Below are 15,825 nucleotides of genomic sequence, written 5' to 3' on the forward strand. Positions count from 1 at the left end.
CCAGGCCCTCGGAGCACGATCCGGGGGCCTGAACCGGTGTCAGCCGGTGCGGACGTGCGTGGGGAGCGGACGGACCGCCGTGCCCCTCCCCGGATGCCGATGACATGGGGAGCCTCCTCGCCACTTGCCCGAGAGGGTGTTCCGGACTCAGGCCGGGTATGAATCCGACGCGTAGGCCCGGAGCCGGGTCCGTCGGCCGAACGGTGATGCGGCGACATGCCGGATCTCCCGACCCGCCCATCGAGGAGTCAGCAAGTGGAACCAGGCGAGGACATGGGCACCGGAGACCAGCAGGCCCAGGTGATCGTGGTGGGGGCGGGACCGGCAGGTTCGGCTGCGGCGCTGCACCTGGCGCGGGCCGGTGTGGACGTCACCCTGCTCGAGAAGGGCACCTTCCCTCGGGACAAGGTGTGTGGGGACGGCCTCACTCCGCGAGGCGTGCAGCAACTGGTGCGTATGGGCGTCGACATCGACGCTCCGGGCTGGATGCGGACCAAGGGCATGAGGTGGGTGTGCGGAGGCCGTCAGGTGCACATCGACTGGCCCAGCTCCGGCAGCCACCCGGACTTCGGACTCACTCGTTCCCGGCACGACTTCGACGACATCCTGGTTCGGCAGGCCGTTGCCGCCGGTGCCCGGTTGTGCCTCGGAACGAAGGCGACGGGCCCCCTGACGGACCGTGCCGGACGCATCATCGGTGTGAGCACCGTAGCCGGAGCTGGCAAGCGGCCGAAAAACTATCACGCCCCCCTGGTCATCGCCGCCGACGGTGCCTCCGCCCGAACAGCGCTGGCTATGGGGCTGGAGCGCGATCCGGGCAAACCCATGGCCACCGCGGCTCGCCGTTACTACCGCAGCGAGGCCCGCACCCACGACCCCTATCTGGAGCTCTGGGCCGATCTCATCTGTTCCCGTACCGGCCGGGATCTGCCGGGATACGGATGGATCTTCCCGCTCGGTGACGGCCGCGTGAACGTGGGCCTGGGCGCACTGCCGCACCGCGGTCACGGCACGGTCGATCTGCGGGCCACCATGGACCGATGGCTGTCACGGATGCCCTCGCACTGGGAACTGCGGGAGGAGAACGCCGACTCGCCGTTGCGCAGCGCCGCGCTGCCCATGGGTTTCAACCGCACACCGCAGTACCGTCGCGGACTTCTGCTGGTCGGGGACAGCGGCGGCATGGTCAGTCCGTGGAGTGGTGAAGGCATCGTCCAGGCCATGGAGGCGGGTGAGGTGGCCGCCGAGACGGTCGCTCTCGCTCTGCACCGGCCGGACGGTCCTGGCCGTGAGCGGGCTCTGCATCAGTACGCGAGCGAAGTGAACCGGCGTTGGGGGCGTTACTACCGGCTCGGCAACACCATCGCCGATCTCGTGTTCGCTCGTTACGGTTACCGACCGCTCCTCAACCGCCGGGTCATGGCCTCACCCACCCTGGTGCGCACCCTCGCCCGGTTGCTCACACATGGAACCGACGCACCCTCGGACGACCTGATCGACAGTGTTGTCCGAGGCGTCGTACGGATGGTGCCCGCACCGAGGACCCGACCCGGGCGAGCTTTCGACGCGTCCCGTCGGTAACCCCTGCCCTTTCCGGCGGGCCCGGTCCCGGTGAGCGCCTTCAAGTGATCACCGCCGGTGGACCATGGTGCCGTGATACGTCCCTATGACCTGTCCGAGTGGGAGCTCGTCCGGCCGGTGCTGCCCGACTCATCACTCCTGATGTGGGCGTGCGGGGTGACGAACGAGATCAGTCCATGTCCTCCTCGTCCTCCTCCATGCTCGCGTACCCGGAGTGGAACAGCGCGGAGAAGCTGGGGTACTTCGTCGTGTCGCCGTACTTCGGTGCGAACTCGTAGGCGGCCCACTCGCCGTCCGGCCCGACGTCGGTCGGATCGAGCAGCCAGAAGTCCTCGCCCCGGGCGATTTCGACGGACCGGCGGAACAACTGAACATCGTCCTCGTTGCCGGGTATCGAGTCGTAGATCTCGGTCACGCGGCTGCCGGCCTCGCTGTCCCGCATCCACACGACGCGGCCGCACGGGTGGACGTCGTCCACCCAGCGATCCAGGCGCGTCCACCCGTCGCTGGCCGAGAAGAATCCCCGCAGACTCGGTGGGAACCGCACTCCGAGCCGCTCCTCGGATGCCACCAGGGCTTCCTCCCGAGCAGGGGCTTCACCCAGCCACGGCTCAACCCGTTCCCCTCGATCCAGGGCCTCCAGCTGGTCGTCGTCCAGCAGATCGACCAACTCTTCATCGTCGGCACAGACCTTCACGTACAGCTCGCCGTATCGCTCCAGAAAGGCACGCCACTCCTCCGGCGTGGTCAGAACAGCGGCAACTTCATTCTCTTCAGGCTCAGTTGTCTCACTCACACCGATCATGGTGTCAGGTGGGTACGACAATGCCGTTGGCTGCCGGCCGAACTCCGTGCGAGGTGTGACTGGGCGGAATATCTGTCACCTGGGCGCGATACTGTCACTCGGTGTGGCAGAGGGCTTCATCCGGTGAGCTGGGGCGTACCGAAGCCGGCCCGCCGTAGGTCGCGGAGCAACGCGATCTCCACCATGTGGTGGATGAATTCGAGGTTGGCCCCCGCCAGTACGGCGACGAACGGGTCGCCGGGGTCGGAGCCGTACGGGTACTGCGAGAAGCCGACCGTGTCGAGCTGCTCGTCGGTGAGGGAGGCGACGCTGTCGCGCCAGCGGTCGATCAGATCCCAGAACCTCTGGAGGGCGAGTGCGGCGGACGGGGTGAAGTCGACCAGCAGCTTCGGATCCTGCCGTCGCGCACCGAAGGTCCACTCCCATTGGCCCGCGAAGCAGGAGTGCAGGTGACCCAACCGCCAGGCGATGGTGGTCACCGGCGTTCTGTCGGGCTCCGGTTCACCGGTGTGGGCCAGGACCTGTTCGACCCGCTCGACGCTCACGCTCCAGTCATCAGCGATCTTCGTGACCGGCATTCCGCCGGCAGCCTGCCGGGAGACCTCGGCGTACTCGTTCGCCGGGATGTCCGGGGCGCCCTTGTCGAGCAGCCAACCGCCAGGCCCGTACGCCCTGGGCGTCGCTGCCTCGTCGCGGCGTCGTACCGACCAGCAGCCGGCCACCGGCTCCCATAGGTACTCCTCGTCACCGAGCCCCGTCAGCCGCACCTCGGCCATCTCCCTGGCCTGGTCGAACTGTTCGAGCAGTACGTCCAGACGGTCGGTCCGCGCGCCCTCGTTCTCCATGTCCGGCTCCCCTCGGCGGCGCTCCGCGCGTCACTGTGCTCAGGCGGAAGCTAATAGCTCACCCCATCCGACGCCACCGATTTCCCCGACCGCTCAGGCGAGGGCGGTGACCAGGACGGCGAAGGCGGCGATGATGACGGCGACGCGGACGTAGTGGAAGCGGTCCCAGCGATTCATCTGTTCCTTCCAGTCGTCAGGCCGGTTCTCGGCGGTCCAGGTCTTGCCCCGGTTGTTGATCGGGACGAGCAGCAGGAGCGACATGACCACGCTGAGCGTCAGCAGCACGCCGGCGGTGACGACGAGTCCGGCGCCCGCACGGTGCCATCCGGCGATGGCCCACACCGCGACGAGGGCGAGCGAGCCGATGTACCAGAACGGCATGACGGCTCCGAGCATCCGGCCGCCGTGGCTTCGGCCGCGTTGGCTGCTGTCGTCGGGTAGGGCGTCGAGGATCGGATTGATCACGAAGGCTACGGAGAACTCCACTCCCACCATCAGGCCGACAATCACGGTGGTGGCGATCTCAAGTGCGTCGAGCATGACTGCCCCTTCTGAATCTAGTGTTGCTAGATGATGAGGCAACGCTAGTGCTGCTGCCGCTTGATTGTCTAGCGGTGCTAGAATCGGCGCATGTCGGTACAGGAACGCAAGGAACGTGAACGGGCGGGCCGCGAGCGCCTCATCGTGGCGACGGCTCGTGAACTCGCCGAGCAGCAGGGCTGGGACGCGGTCACCACCCGTCGGCTCGCCGAGCGCATCGAGTACAGCCAGCCCGTCCTCTACAGCCATTTCCGCGGCAAGCGTGAGATCATCGGCGCCGTCGCTCTGGAGGGCGCCGCCGAAATGGCCGCAGCGCTGCGGGTCGCGGCTTCCGCCGCGGACGGCCCGCGCGCCCGGGTCACCGCCCTCGCCCGCGTCTATCTCGACTTCGCCGACCTGAATCCGGCGGTCTACGACGCCATGTTCCAGCTCGACGGCGGCCTGGTGTTCGCGGACGAGGAGACCCCGGAGCCCTTGAAGAACGCCTTCGCCGCCCTGCTGGAGACGCTCGGTGAGGTCGCGGGGGACGGCGTCCACCCGGCACTGTTCACCGAGGTGTTCTGGGCGGCCCTGCACGGGCTGGCGACCCTGACCCGGGCGGGACGGCTGCCCGGAGTGGACGCCGAGCGGAGAGCCGAACTGTTGGTGGACCGGCTCGCCGTGGTCTGAGCGTCGTACGGCAGGGCAGCGGGGGTTTTCGGGCCCGGCTGCCTGACCGCGGCATCACTTCAGATCACTCGCGATCGGAGCGGGCACGGGCCTCCGGCAAGGAGGGGCGCCGAAACCGAGAGCCGGTGGCGTCACCGTTCGCCCAGCGGACCCGCGCCTACTTCCTCGTACGGGTGCACGTGCACCCGCCGCCGTCGACTCACCCGTCTCAGGTGCCGGTCGGCCGGAAACGGTTGATGGCGTCGATGTGCCGGGCGCGCATGACCGGGTCACTGACGCCCAGTCCCTCGTGCGGGGCGAGGGCGAGGACGCCGACCTTGCCCTGGTGCAGGTTGTGATGGACGTCGTACGCGGCCTGGCCGGTGTCCTCCAGGGAGTACACCTTGGAGAGCGTCGGGTGGATCCTGCCCTTGGCGACAAGCCGGTTCGCCTCCCAGGCCTCGCGGTAGTTGGCGAAGTGCGAGCCGATGATCCGTTTCAGCGACATCCACAGGTAGCGGTTGTCGTACTCGTGGTGGAAGCCGGAGGTCGAGGCGCAGGTGACGATCGTGCCGCCCTTGCGGGCGACGTACACACTCGCGCCGAAGGTCTCGCGGCCCGGGTGCTCGAAGACGATGTCGGCGTCCTCGCCGCCGGTGAGCTCACGGATGCGCTTGCCGAACCGCTTCCACTCGCGGGGGTCCTGCTCGCGCTCGTTCTTCCAGAACGCGTAGCCCTCGGCGCTGCGGTCGATGATCGACTCGGCGCCCATCGCACGGCAGATGTCCGCCTTCCGCTCGCTGGAGACGACGCAGATCGGGTTCGCTCCGCCCGCGAGGGCGAACTGGGTCGCGTACGAGCCGAGTCCGCCGCTCGCGCCCCATATCAGAACATTGTCGCCCTGCTTCATGCCGGCGCCGTTGCGCGAGACCAGCTGGCGGTACGCGGTCGCGTTGACCAGGCCGGTGGAGGCGGCCTCCTCCCAGCTCAGGTGCTTCGGTTTGTGCATGAGCTGATTGGACTTGACGAGGGCGAGCTCGGCGAGCCCGCCGAAGTTGGTCTCGAAGCCCCAGATGCGCTGCTCCGGGTCGAGCATCGTGTCGTTGTGCCCGTCCGAGGACTCCAGCTCCACGGACAGGCAGTGCGCGACGACCTCGTCGCCCGGCCGCCAGGCGTTCACGCCCGGCCCGACGCGGAGCACCACCCCCGCGAGGTCGGAGCCCAGGACGTGGTAGGGCAGGTCGTGACGCTTCGCCAAAGCGTTCGATCTCCCGTAGCGCTCCAGGAAGCCGAACGTCGGCAGCGGCTCGAAGAGGGAGGACCACACGGTGTTGTAGTTGATGGAGGACGCCATGACGGCGACGAGAGCCTCACCCGGCCCGAGGTCGGGGGTGGGCACTTCGGAGACGTGCAAGGACTTCCGGGGGTCCTTCGCCGCCGACACCATCTCGGCGAACATATCGGTCTCGTCCTTGCGCACCACCACCCCCCGATAGCTCTCCGGGACGGGGAGGTTCCCGAAATCGGCCGGACTTCCGGAGCCGGAGAGTATGGCGTCGACGATTCTGTCCACTGTGTCACCTTCGCTTGCGTGATTGCCTGACGTGGTGTGTGTCCCTGCGTGCTTCGTTCCCCTACCGCTCCGCCGTGGTCTCCATGAGCCGCACAAGGGGTTCCCACCAGGCCCGGTTGTCCCGGTACCAGGCGACGGTGCCCTCCAGGCCCTCGGCCAGGTGGTGCCGGGCAGCCCACCCCAGCTCGGTGCGGATCTTCCGGGTGTCCACCGAGTACCGGAGGTCGTGGCCCTGGCGGTCGGGTGCGGGATGCACCATGCTCCAGTCCGCTCCGCAGGCCGACAGCAGACGCTCCGTCAGGTCTCGGTTCGTCAGCTCCTCGCCGGCCCCGATGTTGTAGATCTCCCCGGCCCGGCCTGCGCGGAGTACCGCGATCAGGGCGTGGCAGTGGTCCTCGACGTGCAGCCAGTCCCGGACGTTGAGCCCGTCGCCGTAGAGCGGGACCTTGAGGCCCTCCAGCAGCCGGGTGGTGAACAGCGGAATGATCTTCTCGGGGAACTGGTAGGGCCCGTAGTTGTTGGAACACCGGGTGACCCGCACGTCGAGGCCGTACGTCCGGTGGTACGACAGCGCGATCAGATCGGAGCACGCCTTCGACGCGGAGTAGGGGGAGGTGGGCTGCAGCAGGTGCTCCTCCGGCCACGACCCCTCCGCCACCGATCCGTAGACCTCGTCGGTGGACACGTGGAGGAAGGTCGTTCCCTTCCGGAGCGCCGCGTCCAGGAGCGTCTGCGTCCCCAGGGCGTTCGTGCTGACGAACTCGGTGGCGCCGGACAGGGAACGGTCGACGTGCGACTCGGCGGCGAAGTGCACCACGGTGTCCTGGCCGGGCACCAGCGTGGAGACGAGCTCCGCGTCCCGGATGTCGCCCTGGACGAATTCGAACCGGGGGTCGGCGGCCACAGGGGTCAGATTCTCCCGGTTGCCCGCGTAGGTGAGGGAGTCGAGCACGGTGACGGCCGAGACCCCGAGTGGGTCCTCGGTGCCGAGCAGCATCCGGACGAAACAGGATCCGATGAAGCCGGCGCCGCCGGTGACGAGAATTCTCATGGGGTGATCTGCACCTCGCTGTGGTCTCCGAGGACGAGACGATGGGTTCGGGAAAGGTGGTCCGCGCGGCCCACCCGGGCGTCCCTGCCGATCAGGGAGGCCTCTATCCGGCCGACCCCCTCGATCGTGGAACCCGCCAGCACGATCGAGAACTCGATCTCACTGGCGTCGATCACGCAGTCCGCGCCGACCGATGTCGACGGGCCGATGTACGAGGCGGTCACCCGCGCACCGGCGCCGATCACGGCCGGGCCGACGATCCGGGAACGGGAGACCACGGCGCCGTGCTCGATCCGGACCCGGCCGATGATCTGGCTCTCCGCGTCCACGGTCCCGTCCACGCGCGGCTCCAGCAGCTCCAGCACCGCACGGTTGGCCTCCAGCATCTCGGAGACGCTCCCGGTGTCCTTCCAGTAACTGTTGATCATGGTCGAACGTACGCGGAACTCCTGGTCGACGAGCCACTGGAGCGCGTCGCTGATCTCCAGCTCCCCGCGCGCCGACGGGGTGATGGCCCGCACCGCCTCGTGTACCGCGGGGGTGAAGAGGTAGACGCCGACCACGGCCAGATCGCTGGCCGGATTCGTCGGCTTCTCCACCAGTCGGACGACGTGCCCACGGGCGTCGAGTTCCGCGACGCCGTAGGCGCTGGGGTTCTCCACGCGCGTGAGCAGGATGCCGGCGTCGGGCCGCTCGGTCCGGAAGTTGTGGATCAGGTCCTGGATTCCGCCGAGGATGAAGTTGTCGCCCAGGTACATCACGAAGTCGTCCTCGGCGAGGTAGTCGCGTGCCACGAGCACCGCGTGGGCCAGGCCGAGCGGTCTGTCCTGGGGAATGTAAGTGATCTTGGCGCCGAACCCGCCGCCGTCGCCGAGCGCGGCACGGATCTCGTCGGCGGTGTCGCCGACGATCACCCCGATGTCGGTGACACCGGCGTCCACGAGCATTTCGATGCCGTAGAAGAGAACGGGTTTGTTGGCCACCGGAACGAGCTGCTTGGCGCCGGTGTGGGTGATCGGACGCAGCCTGCTGCCAGTGCCGCCCGCGAGTACGAGTGCCTTCATGCCGGATAGTCCTTGCCCTGCTCGACCCCCATGGAGCAACCGGGCGGGTGCGTCCGAGCCGTGACGGGGGAGAGACACGGATCGGGCAGTGGAAAGGCTCTCGCCGTGCCGGCGCGGAATGCTGAACCCCTCGGGAAGCTACGCATGTGCGGCCGTCCGGGGAACCCCTACCGTCTCGTGCGGCCCATGCGTTCCAGCCCCGAACTCCCAGCCGGCACAGGCGGCGGACGATAGGGGTTTCGCACCGGCCGGTCGATGACCGGCCGGGCTGCCCGTGGGCAGGGGCCTACGGACTTCCGGCCGGAACGCCCCGAACGCCGGGACCACGTGACGCTACGACGCCGTCGCGGGCGGCTGCCCCGCCGTACGGGACACGCGTCCGGGCGTGTGCGCGGGCGCGAGCACGGCGATCGCGGTTCGTACGAGCCCGGACCCGACCAGCCACCGCCCGGTGAACCCGGTCAACGGGTCGCCGGACGTGGTGTGGCCGGGCACCAGCAACCGTGCCTCGAAGGAACCCCCGGGATCGATCACGATGTCCGCCTCCTCGAAGGCCAGCCACCGGCCGGTCAGCGGGAACCACGCCTTGTAGACGCTCTCCTTCGCGCTGAACAGCAGCCGATCCCAGTGCACCTCGGGCCGCTCCCGGCGCAGCGACTCGTGCCGCTCGTGCTCCGCCGGCAGCGCGATCGCGTCGAGAACGCCCTCGGGGAGTGCCCCGTGGGGCTCCGCGTCGACACCCACGGACCGGAATTCCGAGGCGAGACCGACCACCGCCGCCCGGTAGCCCACGCAGTGCGTCATGCTGCCGACCACCCCGCCCGGCCACTGCGGCGCCCCGCGCACCCCCGGCACCAACGGGGCCGGGGGCACGCCCAGTTCGGCCATGGCCCGCCGGGCACAGTGGCGCACCGTGGTGAACTCCAGCCGCCGCTTGTCCACGGCCGGGGCGATCACCGCCTCCTCCTCCGGGTACAGAGTGGCGTCCGGCGTGTCCTCGTACGTCTCCGCCACACTCAGCCCGCCGGGGAGGATGGTACGGAGCACGTCAGCTCCCGGCCGTGGCCGACGGCGCCAGTCGGTCGGCGATCGTCCCGATGACGGCCGGTGCGTGCGCGTTCAGGTAGAAGTGGCCGCCCGGGTACACGTTCATCTCGAACGGGCCCGTGGTGTGGTCCGCCCACCGGCTCACCTCGTCGACGGTCGCCTTCGGGTCGGCGTCGCCGGTCGACGCGTACACCGGAACCGACAGCGGGGAACCGGGACGGTACCGGTAGGTCTCCGCGGCCTTGTAGTCCGAGCGGATCGACGGCAGCACCATCCGCAGTACCTCCTCGTCGTCCAGGAGGTTCGACTCAGTGCCGTTCAGCCGCTTGATCTCGGCGATCAGCCCGTTGTCGTCACGCTCGTGGACCCGCTCGTCCCGGTGAGCGGAAGGCGCTCTGCGGCCTGACACGAACAGGGCGGCCGGCGGGGTGCCGCGCTCCTCCAGCCGCAGGGCCAGCTCGAACGCGAGCGACGCGCCCATACTGTGCCCGAACAGCGCCAACGGCTTGTCCGTGTACGGCCGTACGACATCGACCAGCAGGTCCGCCAGGTCGTGCAGGGACTCCACGCACGCTTCCGTGCGGCGGTCCTGGCGGCCGGGATACTGCACGGCGAGGGCCTCGACGCGCGGCGAGAGACTGCGCGACACCGGGAAGTAGTACGTGGCGGAGCCGCCCGCGTGCGGCAGGCAGAGCAGCCGCACCGGAGCGTCGGGTGCAGGGTGGAAACGCCTGACCCACAGATCGCTCTTGTCAGCGGTCGATATCATCGTTGCTCTCTTTCCTTCACCGGAGAACAGGCCCCACGCCCCCATGTGCGCGGACTTGAGGATGCCCTGAAACTCGCAGCAGCGCACGGACCCGGACAACCCCTAACCCCCGCGCGGGTGCGACGCGCCGCCGCCGGACGCCGCGTCCCCGCCCAGCGGTTAGGGGTTGAGGCTAGGGGTGCGTACGCCAGTAGCGTGACGGCGCGGGGCAGGTCGGCTCCGGACGCGCGGTAGGGGTGGCGGAATGACGGAACTCGAGGCGGAACGCAGGGCGCGCTACCAGGCGACCGTCGTTCAGGACTTCCTGCGCACGGCGGCCGCGGGAGGCGATCCGTACGCGGGAATCCTTCTGGTGCCGGACGATCCCTATCCGCTCTACGACGAGATCCGCGCACGGGGGACACTCGACCGGAGCGCGGTCGGCGCCTGGACGACCACCAGCCACCGCGTCGCCAACCAGATCCTGCGCGACCGACGGTTCGGCGTACGAAGGGCCGACGGCACCAAGGCCCCCGAATTCATGCCGTTCGACAACTCGATGCTCGGCCTGGACCCGCCCGACCACTCCCGCCTGCGCAAGCTGGCCACGCCCTCGCTCAACCCGAGGCGGCTCACCCACTGGCAGCCGCATGTGGAGCGCTTCACCGACGAGCTCCTCGACGAGATGCTGGCGGGCCGCGACCGGGTCAACTTCATGCGGTCCTTCGCCCAGCAGCTCCCGCTGCGGGTGATCGGGGACCTCGTCGGCATCCCGCCCCGGCACCGGCGGCTGTTCTTCCGGCTCAGCCGCCGCATGGCCTATCTGCTCGACGGCGTCGCCACCGTAGCTGCCGCGCAGGACGCCATGGCGGCCATCACCGAGATGACGGTCATGTTCCACGACATCGTCGCCGAGCGGCGTGCCGACCCTCAGGACGACCTGATCAGCGACCTCCTTCCGGCGGTGGACGACGGACGGCTGACCATGGACGAGCTGGTCCCCCTGTGCATGTTCCTGCCGCTGGCCGGCACCGAGACCACCGTCAACCTGATAGGCAACGGCCTGCTCGCACTGCTCGGACATCCCGAACAATGGCAGATGCTGGTGGCCGACCCTTCGCTGGCGCCGGCGGTCGTCCGCGAGACCCTGCGGTTCGACACCCCCGTTCAGCAGTACCGGCGTATCGCCCACACGGACATCGAGCTGGAGGGCCGGCTGGTCGCCGCCGGCGAGGAGGTGGCGATCTGCGCCGGGGGAGCGAACCGGGACCCCGAGGTGTACGCCGACCCCGGGCGGTTCGACATCACCCGGGACCCGGGCCCGGAGAACCTGTCCTTCTCGGCCGGCATCCACTTCTGCCTCGGCGCCGCGCTGGCCCGCATGGAGGCGGAGATCGCCCTGGCCGCGATCGCCGCCCGGGTGCCGGACATCCGTCGCGCGGGACCGGTGCGCAGGCGGGGATCCTTCATCGTCCGGGGCATGCTCCAGTTCCCCGTCAGCCTGCGCTGAGCGCCTCCGGCAGGCGTGAAGTGCCCCTCCGGGATAAGGGGCGGCCTCCCCGGCTAGGGGTTGTCCGGCTTCACGGCGTCTCCATAGCGTGCGGTCGCGGACGTTCCGGAAGGATCGACCGCGGCAGGGCGGCTCCGGGTGGACCGTGGCCGATGGGGAGCCTGGGAGGTGCCGGCAGATGGCAGACGAAGAGACGCTCCGCGAGTACCTCAAGTTGGTCACGGCGGATCTGCGTCGTACCCGGCAGAGGCTTCGCGACCGCGAGACCGCCGACCAGGAGCCGATCGCGATCATCGGCATGAGCTGCCGCTACCCGGGCGGAGTCAACTCACCCGAAGACCTTTGGCAGTTGGTGTCCGAAGGGCGTGACGCCATCTCCGGGTTCCCCGACGACCGGGGATGGGACCTCGCTCGTCTCTTCGAAGGCGACGCGGACGGCTCCGGACACAGTCATGCCCGGGAAGGCGGCTTCGTCCACGACGCGGACGAGTTCGACGCCGACTTCTTCGGCGTGTCCCCACGCGAGGCACTGAGCATGGACCCGCAGCAGCGCCTGCTGCTGCGCGCCGCATGGGAGGCGTTCGAGCACGCCGGCATCGACCCGCACTCCGTCCGAGGCAGCCGTACCGGAGTGTTCGCGGGCACCAACGACCAGAGCTACCTGCGTCTCCTCGCTGGCGAACCCGGCACCGAGGGATACCAGTTGACCGGCGGCGCGACCGCCGTGGTGTCCGGCCGCGTCTCCTACACCCTCGGCCTGGAAGGGCCCGCGGTCACCGTGGACACCGCCTGCTCCTCCTCGCTGGTCGCCCTCCACCTGGCCTGCAGGTCGGTGCGCAGCGGCGAGAGCACCCTCGCGCTGGCCGGCGGCGTCACCGTCATGGCCACACCCGGCGTCTTCACCGAGTTCAGCAAGCAGCGAGGGCTCGCCGCCGACGGCCGTTGCAAGTCGTTCTCGGCGGACGCGGACGGCACCGGCTGGTCCGAGGGCGTCGGCCTCCTCCTGGTGGAACGGCTGTCCGACGCCGTCGCCAACGGCCACGAAGTGCTGGCCGTGGTGCGCGACTCGGCCGTCAACCAGGACGGCGCCTCCAACGGGCTCACCGCCCCCAACGGCCCCTCCCAGCAGCGAGTCATCCTCCAGGCGCTCGCCGGAGCCCACCTCTCCCCGTCCGATGTCGACGTCGTCGAGGCGCACGGCACCGGCACCAAGCTCGGCGACCCCATCGAGGCGCAGGCCCTGCTCGCCGCCTACGGCCAGGACCGGCCCGAAGGGCGTCCGCTGCTGCTCGGCTCGGTCAAATCCAACATCGGGCACGCGCAGGCCGCGGCCGGCGTCGCCGGCATCATCAAGATGGTGCAGGCCCTGCGCCACGAAGAGCTGCCCCGGACCCTGCACGTCGGCGAACCGACGTCCGAGGTCGACTGGGCGGCGGGCGCGGTCGAACTCCTCACCGAGCCGAAACCCTGGCCCAGGGGCGAGCGCTCCCGCCGCGCGGGCATCTCCGCGTTCGGCGTCAGCGGCACCAACGTGCACACCATCATCGAGGAAGCGCCCGCTGCTTCCGAGGCGGCCGAGGAGGCGTCCCGGGCATCGGGGCCGGTCGAGCAGGACATCGCCGCAAGCCCGACGGCGTGGCTCCTGTCCGGCCGCTCCGCCGACGCGCTGCGCCGGCAGGCCGAGCGGCTGCTGCCGGTGGCGGCCCAGGCCGCGCCGGCCGATGTGAGCTTCTCACTGGCCACCACACGGGCCTCCCTGGACCACCGCGCCGTCGTGCTCGGCGACGACCGCGACCAGCTGCTGGCGGGCCTCCGTGCCCTCGCCGACGGCGAGGACGCGCCGTCCCTGGTGCGCGGGGAGGCGGGTACGGGTTCCCTGGCCCTGCTGTTCACGGGTCAGGGGTCGCAGCGGGTGGGCATGGGGCGGGAGCTCTACGATACGTTCCCGGTGTTCGCGGACGCTTTTGACGCGGTGTGCGCCCGGGTGGATCTGGGACGTCCGCTGCGTGAGGTGGTGTTCGAGGACGGCGCGGCGCTGGGGCGGACGGTCTACGCGCAGGCTGGTCTGTTCGCTCTTGAGGTGGCGTTGTTCCGGCTTCTGGAGTCGTGGGGTGTGGCTCCGGATGTGCTGGTGGGTCATTCGGTCGGCGAACTGGCGGCTGCTCATGTCGCCGGTGTGCTGTCGCTGGATGATGCCTGCCGGCTGGTCTCCGCGCGTGGCCGGTTGATGGACGCGTTGCCCGAGGGCGGAGCCATGCTCGCGGTCGAGGCGGCCGAGGGCGAGTTGGAGTTGCCGGAGGGCGTGGACCTCGCAGCCGTCAACGGGCCCACCTCGCTGACTGTTTCGGGTGCCGTCGAGGCAATCGACGTGCTGGAGGAGCGTCTTCGTGCGGAGGGGCGGCGGGTCAAGCGGCTGTCCGTCTCGCACGCGTTCCACTCGTACCTGATGGAGCCGATGCTGGCCGAGTTCGCGGCGGTGGCCGAGTCACTGACGTACTCCAGCCCGTCGGTCACCGTCGTGCCGACCGCTTCGGGTGCGATGGACACCCCGGACTACTGGGTGCGCCAGGTCCGTGAGCCGGTGCGCTTCGCCGACGCGATCGCCTCGCTTCCCGGCACCACGACCTTCCTCGAACTCGGTCCCGACGGTGTGCTTTCGGCGGCTGTCCAGCACCTCGTCGAGGGTGCGGTCGCCGCAGCCGTGCTGAGCGCCGACCGGGACGAGCGCGCCACGTCGGCGAGGGCGCTCGCAACGGCCCATGTCCTAGGGACCGCCGTCGACCGGGCGGAGGTCTTCGCCTCCCCTGGCGGGCGGCGCATCACCCTGCCCACCTACGCCTTCGCCGCCGACCGTCACTGGCCGTCCGGCGTCTCCTGGGCGGGTGACGTCTCCTCGGCGGGCCTCGGCGTCACCGGCCACCCGCTGCTCGGCGCGGGCATCGCCCTCGCGGAAGGGGACGGGTATCTCTTCACCGCCCGGCTCTCGTCGGCGTCCCAGCCGTGGTTGCGGGAGCACGTGGTGCACGGCCGGATCCTGCTCCCCGGCACCGCCTTCGTGGAGCTGGCGGTACGAGCGGGTGAGCAGGCGTACGCCGAGCGGATCGACGAACTGGTCCTGGAAGCACCGCTGTCGGTGCCCGACGACGGTGCCGTCCAGGTACAGCTGTCGGTGGGTGCGGCCGACGCCGATGGCAGGCGGACCCTCACCGTGCACTCCCGGGTCGAGGACGCCGGCGCATTCGACGGCTGGTCGGACCGGCCCTGGACCAGAAACGCCTCCGGCGTCCTCGCACCCCGGGACCGGAGCGTCGCCGAGGACCCCGAACTCGCGGGCGTCTGGCCGCCCGAGAACGCCGTTCCCGCCGACCCGGGCGCCCTGTACGAGGGCCTCACGGCTGCCGGACTGGTGTACGGCGACCTGTTCCGCGGCGTCCGCGCCTGCTGGACCCGCGGCGACGACGTCTTCGCCGAACTGACCCTGCCCGAGAACGCCGCCACCGGCTTCGGACTGCACCCCGCCCTGCTGGACGCCGCGCTCCAGGCGGCAGCCGTACGCGGCGGCGACGGCGGAGCGGGCCTGCCCTTCTCCTGGGCCGGGGTCACCCTCTGGGCGTCCGGTGCCACCACGCTGCGCGCCCGGATCTCGCCCGCGCACGACGGCGACGGCGTAACGGTGCTGGCGGTGGACCCGGGCGGCAGCCCGGTCGTCAGCGTGGAACGCGTTCTGACCCGCCCCGCACCGGCCTTCGCCGACGAGGTGGCGCAACGGCCCGACGACCTGTACCAACTGGACTGGACCCCCGTCCCCGTGACCGGGCCCGAGCCGGGCGGGCTCGCCCAGTTCGGCGCCGACGATCTGCTCCCCGGCCGGTCCGGCACCCTCGACGACCTGGCCGAGGGCGGGCGGCTGCCCACCCACACGGTGCTGTCCGCATGCGCGGAGGACACCCCGGGCAACGACGCGCAGGCCGTGCTGGCCCGTACCGGTGAAGTGCTCCTGCAGCTGCGGACCTGGCTCACCGACGAGCGGTACGAGGAGACCTGCCTGGTCGTGGCCACCCGAGGCGCCGTAAGGGCGGTGGCCGCCGACACCGTCCCCGATCCGGCGGGCGCCGCCGTATGGGGGCTGGTGCGTTCGGCGCAGTCCGAGCACCCCGGACGGATCCTGCTGGTCGACCTGGAGCCCCGTACCGAGGAAGACGTCCGTACGGGAGACGACAGCCGTGCCCTGGCCGCCGCCGTCGCGTCCGGCGAACCGCAGGCCGCCGTGCGTGGCGGCGCCGTCCTCGCGGCGCGACTGGTCGTGGCAGCACGTGCCCTCACTCCTCCTGGTGGGGGGGCTTGGCGTGTGGGGGTGGTGGAGCGTGGGTCGTTGGAGGGGGTGGGTCTGGTTTCGGCTCCGGAGGTGGAGGG

General features: G+C 70.1%; 12 protein-coding genes. 4 read left to right on the plus strand and 8 right to left on the minus strand.

From position 1 onward, the window contains the following. The first annotated feature begins 273 nt into the window (after positions 1 to 273). Positions 274 to 1,581 carry a geranylgeranyl reductase family protein gene (locus ABT001_RS09615; RefSeq protein ID WP_502967452.1) on the plus strand — a complete coding sequence of 436 codons (1,308 nt, stop codon included), beginning with the start codon at positions 274 to 276 and terminating at the stop codon, positions 1,579 to 1,581. Between the two features lie 169 nt (positions 1,582 to 1,750). Here ABT001_RS09615 and ABT001_RS09620 read toward each other — a convergent pair whose 3' ends face one another. From ABT001_RS09620 to ABT001_RS09630, 3 genes are all read right to left on the minus strand, one after another. Next, positions 1,751 to 2,386 (minus strand): SMI1/KNR4 family protein, encoded by a 636-nt coding sequence (locus ABT001_RS09620; protein ID WP_351274790.1) that lies wholly within the window; start codon positions 2,384 to 2,386, stop codon positions 1,751 to 1,753. A 116-nt stretch (positions 2,387 to 2,502) separates the two neighbouring features. After that, positions 2,503 to 3,231 (minus strand): DinB family protein, encoded by a 729-nt coding sequence (locus tag ABT001_RS09625; protein WP_351274792.1) that lies wholly within the window; start codon positions 3,229 to 3,231, stop codon positions 2,503 to 2,505. Between the two features lie 93 nt (positions 3,232 to 3,324). After that, complete coding sequence (locus ABT001_RS09630; RefSeq protein WP_351274794.1) at positions 3,325 to 3,771, minus strand: anthrone oxygenase family protein; 447 nt, start codon at positions 3,769 to 3,771, stop codon at positions 3,325 to 3,327. 90 nt (positions 3,772 to 3,861) lie between these two features. Between ABT001_RS09630 and ABT001_RS09635 the strand changes: the two genes are divergently transcribed. Next, positions 3,862 to 4,440, plus strand: coding sequence for a TetR/AcrR family transcriptional regulator (locus ABT001_RS09635; protein WP_351274796.1), 579 nt, complete (start codon positions 3,862 to 3,864; stop codon positions 4,438 to 4,440). A gap of 208 nt (positions 4,441 to 4,648) precedes the next feature. Here ABT001_RS09635 and ccrA read toward each other — a convergent pair whose 3' ends face one another. The 5 genes from ccrA to ABT001_RS09660 form a co-directional block, all read right to left on the minus strand. Next, positions 4,649 to 5,992: a crotonyl-CoA carboxylase/reductase gene (ccrA, locus tag ABT001_RS09640; RefSeq protein WP_351274797.1), complete on the minus strand. Its 1,344-nt coding sequence runs from the start codon at positions 5,990 to 5,992 to the stop codon at positions 4,649 to 4,651. 61 nt (positions 5,993 to 6,053) lie between these two features. After that, the gene (gene rfbB / locus ABT001_RS09645; RefSeq protein WP_351274799.1) at positions 6,054 to 7,043 is read right to left on the minus strand and encodes a dTDP-glucose 4,6-dehydratase; all 990 of its coding nucleotides are present in this window, start codon (positions 7,041 to 7,043) and stop codon (positions 6,054 to 6,056) included. Continuing rightward, positions 7,040 to 8,107: a glucose-1-phosphate thymidylyltransferase gene (locus ABT001_RS09650; RefSeq protein WP_351274801.1), complete on the minus strand. Its 1,068-nt coding sequence runs from the start codon at positions 8,105 to 8,107 to the stop codon at positions 7,040 to 7,042. Before ABT001_RS09650 ends, rfbB begins: the two co-directional genes overlap by 4 nt. A gap of 333 nt (positions 8,108 to 8,440) precedes the next feature. Next, positions 8,441 to 9,154, minus strand: a complete 714-nt coding sequence (locus ABT001_RS09655) for a 4'-phosphopantetheinyl transferase family protein (protein ID WP_351274803.1) — start codon at positions 9,152 to 9,154, stop codon at positions 8,441 to 8,443. Position 9,155: 1 nt separating this feature from the next. Next, on the minus strand, positions 9,156 to 9,923 hold the full coding sequence (locus tag ABT001_RS09660) for a thioesterase II family protein (protein ID WP_351274805.1): 768 nt from the start codon (positions 9,921 to 9,923) through the stop codon (positions 9,156 to 9,158). 244 nt (positions 9,924 to 10,167) lie between these two features. Between ABT001_RS09660 and ABT001_RS09665 the strand changes: the two genes are divergently transcribed. Continuing rightward, positions 10,168 to 11,412, plus strand: a complete 1,245-nt coding sequence (locus ABT001_RS09665) for a cytochrome P450 (RefSeq protein WP_351274807.1) — start codon at positions 10,168 to 10,170, stop codon at positions 11,410 to 11,412. A 178-nt stretch (positions 11,413 to 11,590) separates the two neighbouring features. Beyond that, positions 11,591 to 15,825, plus strand: a 4,235-nt coding sequence (locus tag ABT001_RS09670; protein ID WP_351274809.1) for a type I polyketide synthase, incomplete at its 3' end; no start/stop codon positions are given.

Source organism: Streptomyces sp. NPDC002793, from assembly GCF_040295485.1.
Classification (GTDB): Bacteria; Actinomycetota; Actinomycetes; order Streptomycetales; family Streptomycetaceae; genus Streptomyces.